The 15,248-nt window shown below is 28.0% G+C and carries 14 protein-coding genes and 1 pseudogene; all 15 read left to right on the top strand.

The genetic code is table 11. The features are described from left to right. Nucleotides 1-8 precede the first annotated feature (8 nt). On the top strand, nt 9-1,040 hold the full coding sequence (locus tag FBE96_RS07005; RefSeq protein ID WP_002896840.1) for a GDP-mannose 4,6-dehydratase: 1,032 nt from the start codon (nt 9-11) through the stop codon (nt 1,038-1,040). After that, nucleotides 1,037-2,056: a D-glycero-D-manno-heptose 7-phosphate kinase gene (gene hddA, locus FBE96_RS07000; RefSeq protein WP_002872115.1), complete on the top strand. Its 1,020-nt coding sequence runs from the start codon at nt 1,037-1,039 to the stop codon at nt 2,054-2,056. The genes FBE96_RS07005 and hddA overlap by 4 nt, the downstream gene beginning before the upstream one ends. Then, the gene (gmhA2, locus tag FBE96_RS06995; RefSeq protein ID WP_002896838.1) at nt 2,044-2,649 is read left to right on the top strand and encodes a D-sedoheptulose 7-phosphate isomerase; all 606 of its coding nucleotides are present in this window, start codon (nt 2,044-2,046) and stop codon (nt 2,647-2,649) included. Before hddA ends, gmhA2 begins: the two co-directional genes overlap by 13 nt. Further along, the gene (locus FBE96_RS06990; RefSeq protein WP_002872116.1) at nt 2,637-3,332 is read left to right on the top strand and encodes a nucleotidyltransferase family protein; all 696 of its coding nucleotides are present in this window, start codon (nt 2,637-2,639) and stop codon (nt 3,330-3,332) included. Before gmhA2 ends, FBE96_RS06990 begins: the two co-directional genes overlap by 13 nt. Beyond that, entirely contained in the window at nt 3,307-3,924 is a 618-nt protein-coding gene (locus FBE96_RS06985) for a hypothetical protein (protein ID WP_052824105.1), read from the top strand. The genes FBE96_RS06990 and FBE96_RS06985 overlap by 26 nt, the downstream gene beginning before the upstream one ends. Next, the gene (locus tag FBE96_RS06980; RefSeq protein ID WP_002872118.1) at nt 3,917-5,191 is read left to right on the top strand and encodes an HAD hydrolase-like protein; all 1,275 of its coding nucleotides are present in this window, start codon (nt 3,917-3,919) and stop codon (nt 5,189-5,191) included. The genes FBE96_RS06985 and FBE96_RS06980 overlap by 8 nt, the downstream gene beginning before the upstream one ends. Nucleotide 5,192: 1 nt before the next feature. Continuing rightward, on the top strand, nt 5,193-5,915 hold the full coding sequence (locus FBE96_RS06975) for a class II aldolase/adducin family protein (RefSeq protein WP_002872119.1): 723 nt from the start codon (nt 5,193-5,195) through the stop codon (nt 5,913-5,915). After that, the gene (locus tag FBE96_RS06970) at nt 5,915-7,396 is read left to right on the top strand and encodes a sugar phosphate nucleotidyltransferase (RefSeq protein WP_002872120.1); all 1,482 of its coding nucleotides are present in this window, start codon (nt 5,915-5,917) and stop codon (nt 7,394-7,396) included. The genes FBE96_RS06975 and FBE96_RS06970 overlap by 1 nt, the downstream gene beginning before the upstream one ends. Nucleotides 7,397-8,348: 952 nt before the next feature. Next, a pseudogene (locus tag FBE96_RS06965) lies at nt 8,349-8,702 on the top strand (sugar transferase); the annotation flags it as partial. 93 nt (nt 8,703-8,795) lie between these two features. Further along, nucleotides 8,796-8,915: a hypothetical protein gene (locus FBE96_RS08780; protein WP_052775978.1), complete on the top strand. Its 120-nt coding sequence runs from the start codon at nt 8,796-8,798 to the stop codon at nt 8,913-8,915. Next, the gene (locus FBE96_RS06960; protein WP_314725476.1) at nt 8,866-10,638 is read left to right on the top strand and encodes a DUF2972 domain-containing protein; all 1,773 of its coding nucleotides are present in this window, start codon (nt 8,866-8,868) and stop codon (nt 10,636-10,638) included. Before FBE96_RS08780 ends, FBE96_RS06960 begins: the two co-directional genes overlap by 50 nt. 74 nt (nt 10,639-10,712) lie before the next feature. Next, nucleotides 10,713-11,486, top strand: a complete 774-nt coding sequence (locus tag FBE96_RS06955; protein WP_002825819.1) for a class I SAM-dependent methyltransferase — start codon at nt 10,713-10,715, stop codon at nt 11,484-11,486. A 52-nt stretch (nt 11,487-11,538) separates the two neighbouring features. Further along, the gene (locus FBE96_RS06950; protein ID WP_002871993.1) at nt 11,539-12,300 is read left to right on the top strand and encodes a class I SAM-dependent methyltransferase; all 762 of its coding nucleotides are present in this window, start codon (nt 11,539-11,541) and stop codon (nt 12,298-12,300) included. A gap of 14 nt (nt 12,301-12,314) precedes the next feature. Beyond that, complete coding sequence (locus FBE96_RS06945; RefSeq protein ID WP_002896848.1) at nt 12,315-14,654, top strand: PEP-utilizing enzyme; 2,340 nt, start codon at nt 12,315-12,317, stop codon at nt 14,652-14,654. After that, the gene (locus tag FBE96_RS06940; protein ID WP_002825815.1) at nt 14,645-15,247 is read left to right on the top strand and encodes a gamma-glutamyl-CDP-amidate hydrolase; all 603 of its coding nucleotides are present in this window, start codon (nt 14,645-14,647) and stop codon (nt 15,245-15,247) included. Before FBE96_RS06945 ends, FBE96_RS06940 begins: the two co-directional genes overlap by 10 nt. Nucleotide 15,248 lies beyond the last annotated feature (1 nt).

Raw genomic sequence — 15,248 nt, 5'->3', positions numbered from 1 at the left:
GATAAATCATGAAAAAAACAGCATTAATTACAGGTTTTACAGGGCAAGTTGGCTCACAAATGGCAGATTTCTTGCTAGAAAACACAGACTATGATGTTATAGGTATGATGCGTTGGCAAGAACCTATGGATAATATCTATCATTTAAGCGATAGGATTAATAAAAAAGATAGAATCAGCATTTTTTATGCAGATTTAAATGATTGCTCTAGTCTTCAAAAACTTTTCGAGAGTCAAAGGCCTGATGTGATTTTTCACCTAGCAGCTCAGTCTTACCCAAAAACTTCTTTTGATATACCGATTGAAACTTTACAAACCAACATAATAGGCACGGCAAATATCCTAGAAAACATTAGAATTTTAAAGGCAAAAGATGGATATGACCCTGTAGTGCATGTATGCTCTTCAAGCGAAGTTTATGGTAAAGCAAAAGCAGGTGTTAAACTTAATGAAGAAACAGCTTTTCACGGTGCAAGTCCTTATAGTATAAGCAAAATCGGCACTGATTACTTAGGAAGATTTTATGGCGAAGCTTATAACATCCGCAGCTTTGTTACAAGAATGGGAACACATAGTGGTCCAAGAAGAAGCGATGTGTTTTTTGAAAGCACGGTTGCAAAGCAAATTGCTTTGATTGAAGCGGGTTATCAAGAGCCTGTTATCAAGGTTGGAAATCTTTCAAGTGTAAGAACCTTTCAAGATTGTCGTGATGCTATAAGGGCTTATTATCTACTTTCTCTTGAAAGTGAAAAAGGAAAAGTTCCTTGTGGGGAAGCTTTTAATATAGCAGGAGAAGAAGTTTTTAAACTCCCTGAGGTTATTGATATACTTTTAGGTTTTTCTACAAGAAAAGATATTAAAGTAGAGCAAGATGAAGAAAGATTGCGTCCTATTGATGCGGATTATCAAATGTTTGACAATACTAAAATCAAACGTTATATCAACTGGAAGCCAGAAATTCCAGCTAGAAAAATGTTTGAGGATTTGTTAAATCATTGGAGAGACGAGATAAAAAAAGGAAGGATTCCTTTAAATAGATGAAAACTATACGCACGCAAACTCCTCTCCGCCTTGGTTTAGCAGGTGGGGGGACTGATATAAATTTATATTGTGATAAATACACAGGTTATGTTTTAAATGCGACTATATCTTTATACATACATTGTACTTTGATCGAAAGAGAAGATGGAAAAATCATTTTTGATTCTCCTGATACAAATTCTTACTGTGAGTATGAAAGCAAAGAATTCTTAGAAAATGATGGAAAATTAGATATTTTTAAAAGCATTTATAATCGCATTGTAAAAGATTTTACAAAAAAACCTTTGAGTTTTTCTTTGCACACTTATTCGGATGTACCAAGTGGTAGTGGTTTGGGCGGAAGCTCAACCTTAGTTGTAGGGGTTATAAAAGCCTTTGCAGAATGGCTTAATCTACCTTTAGGGGAATATGAAATCGCTAAACTTGCTTATGAGATAGAAAGAGAAGATTTAGGTATAGTAGGTGGAGCACAAGATCAATACGCCGCAACTTTTGGTGGCTTTAATTTTATGGAATTTTATAATAATAAAAGAGTCATTGTTAATCCTTTGCGCATTAAAAACTGGATAGCTAGTGAGCTTGAAGCTAGAATTGTGCTTTATTTTACAAATATCACAAGAGAAGCAAAAGATATAGAAGAGCATAAAAAAGGAAAGCTCGGAGATGAAAAATCCCTTGAAGCTATGCACGCTATAAAACAAGATGCTATAAAGATGAAAGAAGCTTTATTTAAGGCGGATTTTGATACTTTGGCGAAAATTTTAGGCAAGTCTTGGCAGTCAAAAAAAATCATTTCAGAAATCGTTAGTAATGATGAGCTTGAAAGAATTTATAAACTAGCTATAGATAATGGAGCTTATAGTGGCAAAACTAGTGGAGCAGGAGCAGGTGGATTTATGTTTTTCTTTGTGGATCCTACAAAAAAATACAACTTAATCAAAGCTTTAAGCAAAGAGCAAGGTTATGTGCAAGATTTTTCATTTACAAAAGAGGGGGTTAAATCATGGAGAATTTAAATTCTTATATAAAAGAACATTTTCAAGAATCAATTTTAGTAAAAGAGCAAATTTTAAAAGATGAGAATTTGATAACTCTTATTAAAAATGCTTCATTAGAAGTCATAAAAGCTTATAAAAATGGTAACAAAACTTTACTTGCAGGAAATGGTGGTAGTGCTGCAGATGCACAGCATATCGCAGGGGAATTTGTAAGTAGGTTTTATTTTGATAGACCCGGTATCGCAAGTATTGCACTTACTACAGATACTAGCATATTAACAGCTATTGGCAATGACTATGGTTATGAAAATTTATTTGCAAGACAAGTGCAAGCACAGGGTGTTAAAGGAGATGTTTTTATAGGAATTTCTACAAGTGGAAATAGTAAAAATATTTTAAAGGCTTTAGAGCTTTGCAAGCAAAAAGAAATCATAAGCATAGGCTTAAGCGGAGCTAATGGCGGGGATATGAATGAGCTTTGTGATTATTGTATAAAAGTACCTTCAACTTGCACACCAAGAATTCAAGAAGCACATATTTTAATAGGACATATTATTTGTGCTATCGTTGAAGAAGAGCTTTTTGGCAAAGGTTTTTCTTGCAAGCAATAATACTTTGTGGCGGCTTAGGAACAAGGCTTAAAAGTGTTATAAAAGACATTCCAAAGCCTATGGCACCGATAAATGATAAGCCTTTTTTAGAATTTATTTTTGAGTATCTTAAAAAGCAAGGCATAAAAGAAGTTATCTTAGCGGTATCATACAAATATGAAGTGATAAAAGAGTATTTTAAAGATGAGTTTTTAGGCATAAAAATAAAATACAGTATAGAAAAAGAGCCTCTAGGAACGGGTGGAGCTATAAAAGAGGCTTTGAAAATTATAAAAAACGAGGCTTATGTTTTAAATGGCGATACTTTTTTTGGCATAGATTTAAGCAAATTAAAGCTAAATGGAGGTAAAATTTGCCTTGCTTTAAAACAAATGAATGATTTTGATAGATATGGCACGGTAAATGTTGATGGGCTAGGTCTTGTAATTTCTTTTGAGGAAAAGGTATTCAAAAAGCAAGGTTTAATCAATGGTGGAATTTATCTTTTAGATAAAGATATTTTTAAAGATTTTGCTTTGCAGGAAAAATTTTCTTTTGAAGAATTTTTGCAAGAAAATTATAAAAAACTAAAAGCTAAAGCTCATATTTTTGATGATTATTTTATAGATATTGGCGTGCCTGAGGATTATTATAATTTTATGTATAAAGGTAATATAGATGGTTTTTTTACATCGTCAAAATAATATTTCTAAGAAAGTTAGAAATTTTGGTGTAGAGATTGATTTAAGGCGTAATAAACAAGGTTTGGTTTTAAATCATGATTTACTCGAATCTAATATAAAATATCCGTTATTTACTGAAAAATTAGAATTCTTTAAAAATATACCCATAATTTGCAATATTAAAGAATCAAATTTAGAAGAGCTTGTTATTGAGATTTTTGACAATCATGGTAAAATGATGACAGGGGGGTATGAGTATTATTTTTTAGATTCTCAGATTCCTGATATTTTAAGAATTTCAAAAAAAATAAAAGGGAAATTTATCATTCGTGTTTCTGATGTAGAAACACTAAATTACAAGATTATTGAATTAACTGAGCCAAAGTATTTATGGGTTGATTATTCTCAATTTGCTGATTTCGATATAAAAGAATATGCTAAGTTTATTAACAATTTGTATAAAAGTATCGATAAAAAAATAGAGCCCATTATAGTATCACCGGAGCTTTATAATTTATCTTATACAGTCTTAATACAACAAATTTGTCAAGTTTTGCCAAATAGTTTTTCAGTATGTACAAAAAATCCGGAGCTTTGGGGTTCTTATGTTTAATTTTCAGTATTTAGCTAATAAATATCAACTTATTATGGTGGATATTGACAATACTTTATTTAACTATACTTATGCACATAACAAAGCTTTGCAAAATGTTTTAAAAAAATATAATTTTTCGATGGAAGATTATGAATATGCAAGAATGCAAATTAAAGCTCGAGATTTATCTGTAAATCATCATAAAAAAGAATTATACTTTAAATTAATGTGTGAAGAGAAAAATATACATTTTATTCAGGCTAAAAATATGTTTGAGTTATACATAAAAGAATTTCTCTATAATATTAAAGTTGATAAGACAATGTTTGATTTTTTAGTTTATGCTAAAAGTATTAATAGAAAGATTTTAGCCATTACTAATTTTTATTTTATTGAACAAATTAACAAACTTAATTATGCAAATTTATCTTTAATGCTTGATTTTTTAATTTGCTCAGAAGAATTTGAAGTGGAAAAGCCACATAAAAAATTAATAGATAGAGCTTTTGAATTAGCTAAAATTGACTCAAAAGATAAGGTTGTAATGATAGGAGATTCTATAGCTGATGATCTAGGTATTTATGATATAAAGTATTATCCTTATAATTGTTCAAAATTATTAATTTCTATATCTGGTAAAAGTGGATCTGGAAAATCTACACTTGGTAGTGCTATTAAATCGGTTTGTGATTGTATGGTAATTGGTGCTGATGGTTACCATAAATTTGATAGGTATTCTACTGTATGGGAGAGAATAACACATTATAATCCAGAGGGGAACAATCTTATTCAATTGGCGTTAGATATTAAATGTATATATCAAGATATTCATGATTTATGTATTCCGCTATATGATCATGTTTCTGGTAATTTTTTGACATCAGATCTGATAAAAACAAAGGATTTGGATATTGTAATTATTGAAGGTTTGCATACTTTATATCAAGAGGTTATTGGTGATTTTGTAAAAATTAAAATTTTTATAGATTCAGATGAATCTGACAATCAAAAAATACAAAGAGATATAAAAGAACGTGGATATAAATTAGATAAAATTATTAATTCTATCCAAAAGCGAGAAGAAGATTATCTGCATTATTTGTATAAACAAAAAGATAATGCAAATTTTTTAATTACGATAAGAAATAAGAAATTTAAAATAGAACTTTCAGGTATTTTAAAAAGTGCTAACTTGCAAAATATTTATGAAGGTGAATATCATAATTTAATTGATACTATTAAAGATATAATGTCAAAAATTATAAATAATCGTTGGGTAAAGTGAAATGGAAATAAATAAAGAATTGCATTGTTTAATTAAAGAGTATTATAATATATGTAAGGTTTTTGGAAATATTTTAGATACTCCTTCTAAAGGAGGTAATATTTCAATAAAAAATGATAAATATATGATTATAAAAGCCTCTGGTCAAGATTTAAAACAAGAACACAAAATTTGCATATTGGAAAATGAGAATAATATTGGAACTTATTTTAGTAATAAAATAGGCAATATAACAAAGCCTTCAATGGAGATTGGAATGCATAGAATAATTCAAAATAAATATGTAGTTCATTATCATCCAGTCTATATTTTACCATATCTTTGTGATAAAAATTTTAAATTTACTTATAAATGCATAGACTTTATTTTACCTGGAGAACAATTATGTAAAGAATTATCTAAAAAGTATTATTATGAGCAAAAAGGAATGGTAATGTTAAGAAATCATGGAGTTATTATATTTTCAGAAATACTAGAAGATTTATTTATACTTCATCAAACATTAAAAAATGAATTTTTTGAAAAAAATAATAACATTTTTACACCCGATGATGCTATAGATGTTGAAAGTTTTGAGTTGTGGTTATTTAGAGAGGCAATGGAAAATATTGCTAGAAAAAAACAATTAAATTTATCTGAAATTAGTGCAATACAAATTACAAACTTGATTAATATGCCAGAAGAAAAATACCGATATGGGTATATGCAAGATAAGGAGAAATAATGAATATTATTATACCAGCCACTGGAATAGGCAAGCGTTTTAAGGAAGCTGGTTATAAAGAGTTAAAACCGTTTATAAAAGTAAATGAAAATAATTGTATTTTAGATTTTGTGGTAAATTGTTTTGATAAAATAAAAGATAAATTTTATTTTATTATTAGAAAAGAAGAGCAGGATAAATTTATTAATTTTATAACAAGCAGAAAGTTAAATGCTAATGTCATAGTCTATGATGGATTAAAGCTTGGTCCAGCTGGAACTTTAATTGGTGTAAGAGATTTTTTAGATGAAATTTTAGACAAGCCTGTAATTGTTAGCTATTGTGATTTTGGTCAAAAATGGAACTATGAACATTTTTTAGATTTTGTTAAAAAGAATAATGAAGCACAAGGTATTATTCCTTGTTATACGGGTTATCATCCACATCTAGAACCAGTTGAGAATGTTTATGCGGTATGTAAAGTATATGATAAAAGCAATACCGTATATAAAGTTATAGAAAAATATTGCTCTAAAGATAAATTTAATGAATTTCACTCTAGCGGAATTTATTATTTTAAATCTTTAAAAATAGTTTTTGAAGCTATAGAAAAACAGATTGCTGCTATTGATATGCTAAATGGTGAATATTATTTATCAATAACAAATAATTATCTTCAAAAAGTACTTTGCTATCCTTTTGTAGAGAAGTTTTATCAATTTGGCACTCCAAAGGATTTCGAATACGCCAAGGAAAAATTGAGAATAAGTACAAACTTAATAAACGAGCAAATTGATATAGACAATACTGTAATTTTATCAGCTGGTCGTGGTGAAAGATTTTTAAATTTAAATTTTTCTCAACCTAAACCATTTCTACCGCTTGGTCAATCAACTATTATAAATAATATTATTGAAAAATTGGAGAATGTCCATACAAATATTATTTGTGTTGGAGCACAAGATCATGAGAAATATTGGCAAAATATAAAAACTGAAGTTAGATATGTTAAGCCAAATAAAATAGGCGCAGCGTATTCTTATAAAGAATCTTGTGCAGATTTGAAAGGAGATGTTTTGATATTGCCTTGTGATTTGCTTGCTAAGCATATAAATTCAGATTTTAAAAAAATAAAGGATGAATCTGATGCAATTATTTTTGTTGCTAAAGCTTCCAAATTTAATTACGATAATCCAAATTATTTTACTTGGGTAAATGGTGATGAAAAAGGATTTGTAAAGGAAATATGTGTGAAGTATAGAGCTGAAAATAGTCATTTAATTATGATAGGAAGTTTTTATTTTAAAAACAATCAAACTTTAATTTCCTATATCAATGAAATGTTTAAAAAAGAAGTCAAAGTTAACGATGAATTTTTTATAGATAATGTTTTTAATCTTATGCTTGGTAAAAATAAAATTTACTATGTTTTACTTGATAACTATTTTTCTTTTGGAACTCCAAATGAGTATTTAATTGACAAATATTGGATTAATAAATAAAGGGAAAAACATGAAAAAAAAATTAGCTATACATTTTTTTGGTTTTATTAGAACGTTTAGAGATACTTATGATAATTTTAAATTGAATATTTTGGATGTCAATTCTCAGGATTATGAAATTGATATATTTATACATACTTGGGATAAATATAATTCCGTAGATACCTCAAAAGAGCAGTTTAATTTATGGCATCAAGAAATAGATTATTATCCTACAATGAATGAAAAAAAAATTTCTAGTCAAGATCAAAAAGATATTATTGATTTATATCAACCTAAAAAAATATTAATTGAAAAACTAGAAAAAGGTGTTTATGGTTATCCTATCACTTTAAATAAAGTTTCTAATTTAAGAACCACTTATGAAAAAGAAAAAGGTTTTAAATATGATGCATTATTATATACACGGTGTGATATAATGTTTAAAAATCCTATTAGAATTTTAGGATATATTGATTATTGGAAAAATAATCCAACTCTTGATACAAAAATAATTTGGTGTGGTCACTCTTCTTTTTCAAGAATGGCTATAGCTGATCCTAGAATTGTAACAGAGTGTGATATTTTTTGGTTTACTAAATATAATATAAATCCCAATGATATGTATCATAATTGTCCTAATGATATCAATAAATTTTTATGGATAGGAATTGATTATCTTTTAAACAGAGATTTTAAAATATGGAGAGAGCAATATATCGGTGATTATAAAGCGAATGAATTGATTTATATAAGAAAAAATGTTTTAATGCAAAAAGATAACGAAATTAAAAAATTAAAATCAAACAATAAGCTTCTAGAGGATAAATGGACAAAAAAACAAATCTTAGAATTAGCCAATCTAGAACAGGATTTAATTATTAAAAAATTAGAAAGTAAAAAACTTGCTAAATCTTTAGGTCTAAAAATGAGTATAATTAACCCTAAAATTACTTTTATTCAAGCTAATTCAGCCAAAGTTCGTATTCAAAACCATCTATCTTATAAACTAGGACAAGCTTTGATAGAAAATTCAAAAAGTATACTAGGATATATAAGAATGCCTTATGTATTATCTTATATAAAAGACAAACATAAATTTGAACAAAAAGCCTATGAAGAAAAGATAAAAGAAAATCCAAATTTGGCTTTACCACCTTTAGAAACTTATCCTGATTATAATGAAGCTTTAAAAGAAAAAGAATGTTTTACTTATAAATTAGGAGAAGCTTTAATGCAAGCTAATAAGAATTGGTATGGGGCGGGGTATATCAAATTTATATTCAAAGATGTGCCTAGGTTGAAGAGAAAGTATAACAAAAACTAAATTTCATTTCTTTTGGTTTTTATTATATAATTATAATGTATAATAATAACTTATTTTTGTATTAAAAATAAAAATTTTTATAAGGAATCTTTTATGCATAATCCGAATTCGGCTATAGAAAGAGTAAAAAATCATCTTGCTTACAAACTAGGTCAAGCTATGATTGATTTTACAAACAGTAGTAGTGGGGGGGGGGTATATAGCATTATTTAAAAAACTTTATAAAATTAAAAAACAACACAAAAAAGAACAAAAAATTTATCAACAAACCATACAAGTTTTTCCTCAACTCAAATACCCAAGTTTAGAAGCATGTAGTGATTATGAGCAAGCTTTAAGATATAAATTTCATTTGTCTTATATGCTAGGTGAAGTTTTAATCAAAGCTTATCAAACTTGGTATACAGGGGGTGGATTTAAATTAAAAAATAATATTAAAAAAGCAAATAAAGAATTTCAAATTTTTAGAGAAATTTTTAAAGAATTTGATCAGATTAACTCTAGTATCCTTGAAGGTTTGATAGATAATAAACAATTATTTTTAAAAGAATTTTCAAGAATAAAAAATATATTAAAAATTCATCAAGATTATAAAGCAATATTAGATAATATCTTTCACAATTTTAATTATTTTATACAAAATTTCGATCTTATAGAAGAATGGTTATTATCAGATGATTTCAAAGAAAGATACAAAAAAGAAAACCATCCTTATCCTTCATTACTTGATCCTAAGAAATTAAATGATAAAAATGAAAAAATCAATTATCATAATATACCAGCTGAACTTGCTTGGGAAATGAATTTGCCTTTACCAGATAACTATGAGTTTGTGTGGCTTTCTTCTGCTTTATCGGGTAATGCAGCAATGACAATGTATTTGGAACTTTGCGAAGTAAATATTTGCAAATATATTCATCATAATCCATTTATTATATATTCTAACATTTTCATGCAGTTGCTAAATAACCCTTTAAAATATAATGTCATAGCATATACTGATTACACTCATGTTTATGTTTCCAGGGGAGATCTTAAAAGATTTTTAAATCTTTTAAATAAAAATAAACCTGTAGTATATTTGGTTAGGGATCCAATTTCGAGATTAAAAACGGGTTTAAATCATATTAATTTAAAGTCGAATAGACTTGATCGTTTTGATTTGGATACACCTATAGAAAGAGTTTTAGATAGAGAGACATATTATTTCGAATCTCCTTTGCCAACCTGTGATCATATAAAAACTTATTGGATTTATGCGGAAAGCTTTTTTAGATTAAATTTTTTAACACAATTTTTTAAAATAGAAAAAATTACTTACTTAGACATGGCTAGTATTAAACCTGAATATGCTTATCATACTTTTAGTCAATTAAATGCTTTATACCATTTTAGACAAATATCAAAAAATTTATTCTATGATACCGTAGTATATGATATGTTAGGAGCTTTTTTATCAATTCCACTTATTTTATGCGTAGATTTGGAGAATTTTGGGGTAAATTATGCCGATGGTAAAATTATTGAAATTTTAATTACTACAAGACAGTTTTTTAAGCTTCACAAAATAAATAATTATAAGAAAATTAATCCTGTATTATTTAAAGATAATCTACCTTTCGAAAATTTAATTTTTTGTATTCCTAAGGAACAATTTGTTTATCTAGAGAATAATTTGACTTTGATAAAATGTATTCAGTCTTATTTAGAAGAATTTATATCCAAGATGAAGGTTAAATTTGATTTAAAAGCAAAATGTTTAATATGTGAAAATCAAATATTAGCTTATTTGAAAAATAATCAAACTCTTATGAGGCAATGGAAAAAAATTTTTGATCAAGAGTTGATTTGTATTAAGCAACATCATCCAAATATAGTAGCTTCTTGGAAATACTATCAAGAATTTGAAAAAATGTGCAAGGAGTTGGATGGGTGATATTCAGGAGAAAGATTTTGTAAATTAATAAAAAAAAGATATAATTATGTTTTAATTTAGAGAAAGGAAATAATATGAAACAAGGGGATTTTACAGAGGTTGCAAAGCATTATCATAATAGACCTGCTTATAGTCCATTTTTACTTGAAAAACTTGTAGCTTGTATCAATGATAAAAATAAAAATTTTAAAGATTTAAATATTGTTGAAGTAGGAGCTGGAACTGGAAAACTTACTAAGATGTTGGGAGAAATGTTTGGATGCCAAATTAGTGCTGTGGAACCAAACGATAATATGCGCGAAGAAGGACAAAAATTTACACAAAATTTATCAAATATTTCTTGGCATAAAGGGAGTGGCGAAGAAACCTGCATGAGCAATAATCAAGCTGATTGGGTCATCATGGCTAGTTCTTTCCATTGGACAGATCCTAAAAAATCTCTCCCAGAATTTAATCGTATATTGACAGGGGGGGGGTATTTTACTGCGATTTGGAATCCTCGCCACATTGTAGAGGGTTCGGTTTTTGATGAAATTGAAAAGGAGATTAAACATATTGTTCCAGATCTTGCTCGTGTAAGCAGTGGCACTCAAAATGTTAAAAAATGGGAAGAAATTCTTGTTTCAACAGGAGATTTCACAGACTGCTTTTTTATGGAGTGTGACTATAAAGAGTTTTGGGATAAAGAGCGTTATCTTGGAGCTTGGCATTCTGTAAATGATATACAAGCACAAGCAGGTGAAAAAAGATGGAAGGAAATTTTAGAGATGATAGAAGCTAAAATTTCTCATATGCAAAGTATAGAGATTCCTTATAAAATAAGAGCATGGACAGCTAGAAAAGCATAAAATACCTCCTTTTTTTCATCAAGCTTGTTAAAGATGAAAAAAAGGAAATAAAATGCAAAAACTAGTAGAACAAGTGTGGGATTATACCAAGCATGCTAAATTTTATAGCTATAGACCAAATTATGCTCCAAAAACTATAGATATGCTTATTAGTTTAGTTGGAAAAAAAGATATTAAAGTCGCTGATATCGGCGCAGGAACTGGAAATTTAAGCATTATGCTTTTAGAAAGAGGATGTAGGGTAGTATCTGTAGAACCAAATGATGCGATGCGTGAGATCGGGATAGAAAGAACCAAGGATCAAAAGATTGACTGGGTTAGAGCAACAGGCTTAAACTCAACACTCCAAAATAGTGAATTTGATTGGGTGACTTTTGGTAGTAGTTTTAATGTAATGGATAGAAATGAAGCCTTAGAGGAAGCGCATCGCTTATTAAAATCAGAGGGATATTTTTCTTGTATGTGGAATCACAGGGATTTAAACGATCCTGTGCAAAAAATAGCTGAAGATACTATTGTAGAATTTGTACCAAATTATACAAGAGGAACAAGAAGAGAAGATCAAAGACCAATTATAGAGAGTCGAAAGGATCTTTTTGATAATATTGTTTATATTGAAGAGGATTTTTATTTTCATCAAAGCATTGAAAATTATATTAATGCATGGAAAAGTGTTAAAAATCCTTATTGGGATTTGGAGACTGATGAAGGAAGTGAACTTTTTAATAAAATTAGTGATAAAATTTCACAAAGACTTCCTAAGGAATTTAGCATAAAATATACCACTCGTTGTTGGAGTGCTAAAAAAATATAAAACTAAGGAAAAACATGGCGGAGTTAAATTTTAAAACCAAAGCACAAAATTTAAAAAATTTACAAACAAAATTAAAAAAAGCAAAAGTTCTACCTTTGGTTTTAACTTCGCTTGAAGAATTAATATCAAATGAAGATAAAGTTTTACAGGACATTCAAACCTTAAAGGCTAATAGACTCATTATAAGAAGTTCTTCTTTAAGTGAAGATAGTATGAAAAACTCCAATGCAGGTGCTTTTCTTTCTTTGGCAAATATTAAAGCTGATTCTAAAGATGAGTTATTAAAAGCTTTATATGAAGTTGCCAATTCTATGCCATCAAAAAGCGATGAAATTTTAGTTCAACCTATGCTTGAAAACATTACTCTTTGTGGAGTTGGTTTTAGTGTTGATAAGGATAATTTTTCCCCTTATTTTTGTCTTCAATATGATGAAAATGGTTCAAATAGCTCTATTACAGATGGAAGCAGTAAGAGTGCAAAAACTTACTATCATTACAGAAATTATTTAGAATTTAAAGATATTAGACTTCAAAAAATTATAGAACTTATAAAAGAATTAGAAGTTTTATATGATTGTCATTTTTTAGATGTTGAATTTGCATTTGCTATTCAAGATGATAAGGAAGAACTTTTTTGCTTACAAGTGCGTCCTTTGGTTATGCATGAAAAAAATAATTTATTTCATTCTTTACCAAAAGAAGCTTTATATAGATTTTATAAACGTTTTGAGTCTTTAAAAGAATCAAGATCTAGAGTTTTGGGAGATAAAGCTATTTTTGGGGTAATGCCTGATTGGAATCCAGCTGAAATCATAGGGTTAAGACCTAGGCGTTTAGCTTTTAGTTTATATAAAGAAATCATCACAGATAATATCTGGGCGTATCAAAGAGATAATTATGGTTATAGAGATCTAAGATCCCATCCTTTAATCCATTCTTTTTTAGGCATTCCTTATGTAGATGTAAGATTATCTTTTAATTCTTTTATACCAAAAAAATTAGATGAAAATATTGCACAAAAACTTGTCAATTTTTACTTAGATAAGCTTAATAAAAATCATGAATTGCACGATAAGATTGAATTTAATATTGTTTATTCTTGTTATGACTTTAATAGTTCTAAAAAATTAGAAGAACTTTTAAATCATGGTTTTAATGAAAATGAAATCAAAAGATTAGAATTTTCATTATTGGAACTTACAAATAAGATTATTAATCCTAGATCAGGGTTTTATTTAAAAGATATACAAAAAGCTTATAAGCTAAAAGAAAGATATGATGGCATTATTAATTCTAATTTTTCTTTAATTGATAAAATTTATTGGCTTATTGAAGAATGCAAGCGTTATGGAACCTTGCCTTTTGCGGGGGTGGCTAGGGCTGCATTTGTAGCAATGCAACTTTTAAATTCTTTAGTTGAGATTGATTTTATAACCAAAGAGGAAAAAGATGATTTTTTAAATTCACTCAATACAGTGAGCAAAAATTTAAGTAAACAAACAAACCATCTTAATTTTCACAACAAAGATCAATTTTTGAAAGATTTTGGACACTTAAGAGCAGGAACTTATAATATTTTATCTCCAAGATATGATGAAGATTTTGAGCTTTATTTTGATGTGGATCAAAAAGATAGTAAAGTTTATTTACAAGATAAAGCTTTTGTTTTTTCAAAAGAAAAGACAAAAGCTTTAAATGTTTTACTTAGAGAGCATGGATTAGAGATTAATGCTTGTGAATTTTTTGATTTTTTAAAACAGGCTATCGAGGGTAGAGAGCTCGTTAAATTTAAATTCACTAGATTGCTTTCTAAAGCTATAGTTTATATAGAAGAATTAGGCAAATATTATGGCATTGAAAAAGAAGATTTGGCTCATCTTGATATAAAAAGCATTTTAAATCTTTATTCTAGTCTTTATTCTATAAATCCAAAAGAGCAGTTTGTAGAAGAAATTAATCGCAATAAAAAAGAATATGAACTTACACAAGCTATAAAACTTCCTTCTTTGCTTTGCAATGCCGATGAAATTTTTTCTTTTTATAATCATAGCATTATTCCAAATTTCATTACACAAAAGAGTATTACTGCATTTACGGCAAAGGAAAATGATAAAGATTTAGAAGGAAAGATTGTTTTAATTTATGCTGCAGATCCCGGATATGATTATTTATTTACAAAAAATATAGCAGGACTTATTACATGTTATGGGGGTGCTAATTCACATATGGCCATTCGTGCCTCAGAACTTGGAATGCCTGCTGTTATAGGAGTTGGAGAAGAAAATTTTGAAAAATATTTAAAAGCTAAAAAAATAAATATAGAATGTGAAAGTGAGCAAATATTTTGTTTATAGGTATTACTCAAAGGCTTATTTGCAACGAAAGCTATCATGAAGAAAGAGAATGTTTGGCTTTGGATTGGGGAAAATTATTTAATAAAGATTTATTTAAAAATTTTACTCCTCTTCCTCTTAGCTATGAAATAGATTTTTCTTATTATAAACATCTAATAAAAGCTGTAATATTAAGTGGTGGCAATGATTTAAGTTTTTATAGTCCTAATGTTTTATCCAAAAAGAGAGATTTATATGAAAAGCAAGTTATAGAAATTTGTTTAGAAGAAAAAATACCACTTTTAGGAATTTGCAGAGGGGCTCAGATGATAGCTCATTATTTTAACAGCCATATAAGTCCTTGTGAAAATCATATAGGCAAACATGAAGTATTTTTCTCAAAAGAAAAATTTATAAGCAATTCTTTTCATAATTTTGCTATTGAAAAATTAGGCGAAGATCTTGTAGAACTTTGCTTAGCAGAAGATAATACCATAGAAGCTTTTAAACATAAGTATGAAAATATTTTTGGTATAATGTGGCATATTGAAAGAGAAAATGGGCTTAATAATATTCAAATTTTAAGAGAGTGGTTTAGTTTAATCAAGGAATAAT

The sequence above is a fragment of the Campylobacter sp. CFSAN093241 genome, assembly GCF_012889595.1.
Lineage (GTDB): Bacteria > Campylobacterota > Campylobacteria > Campylobacterales > Campylobacteraceae > Campylobacter_D > Campylobacter_D jejuni.
Note: the sequence above shows the minus strand (reverse complement) of the source record. Positions and strands in the feature narration are given on the sequence as shown.

Bases quoted from the DNA above. Each gene is read 5' to 3' on its own strand.
- FBE96_RS07005 (WP_002896840.1), top strand. From the start codon at position 9: ATGAAAAAAACAGCATTAATTACAGGTTTTACAGGGCAAGTTGGCTCA.
- hddA (WP_002872115.1), top strand. From the start codon at position 1,037: ATGAAAACTATACGCACGCAAACTCCTCTCCGCCTTGGTTTAGCAGGT.
- gmhA2 (WP_002896838.1), top strand. From the start codon at position 2,044: ATGGAGAATTTAAATTCTTATATAAAAGAACATTTTCAAGAATCAATT.
- FBE96_RS06985 (WP_052824105.1), top strand. From the start codon at position 3,307: ATGGTTTTTTTACATCGTCAAAATAATATTTCTAAGAAAGTTAGAAAT.
- FBE96_RS06980 (WP_002872118.1), top strand. From the start codon at position 3,917: ATGTTTAATTTTCAGTATTTAGCTAATAAATATCAACTTATTATGGTG.
- FBE96_RS06975 (WP_002872119.1), top strand. From the start codon at position 5,193: ATGGAAATAAATAAAGAATTGCATTGTTTAATTAAAGAGTATTATAAT.
- FBE96_RS06970 (WP_002872120.1), top strand. From the start codon at position 5,915: ATGAATATTATTATACCAGCCACTGGAATAGGCAAGCGTTTTAAGGAA.
- FBE96_RS08780 (WP_052775978.1), top strand. From the start codon at position 8,796: ATGCATAATCCGAATTCGGCTATAGAAAGAGTAAAAAATCATCTTGCT.
- FBE96_RS06955 (WP_002825819.1), top strand. From the start codon at position 10,713: ATGAAACAAGGGGATTTTACAGAGGTTGCAAAGCATTATCATAATAGA.
- FBE96_RS06950 (WP_002871993.1), top strand. From the start codon at position 11,539: ATGCAAAAACTAGTAGAACAAGTGTGGGATTATACCAAGCATGCTAAA.
- FBE96_RS06945 (WP_002896848.1), top strand. From the start codon at position 12,315: ATGGCGGAGTTAAATTTTAAAACCAAAGCACAAAATTTAAAAAATTTA.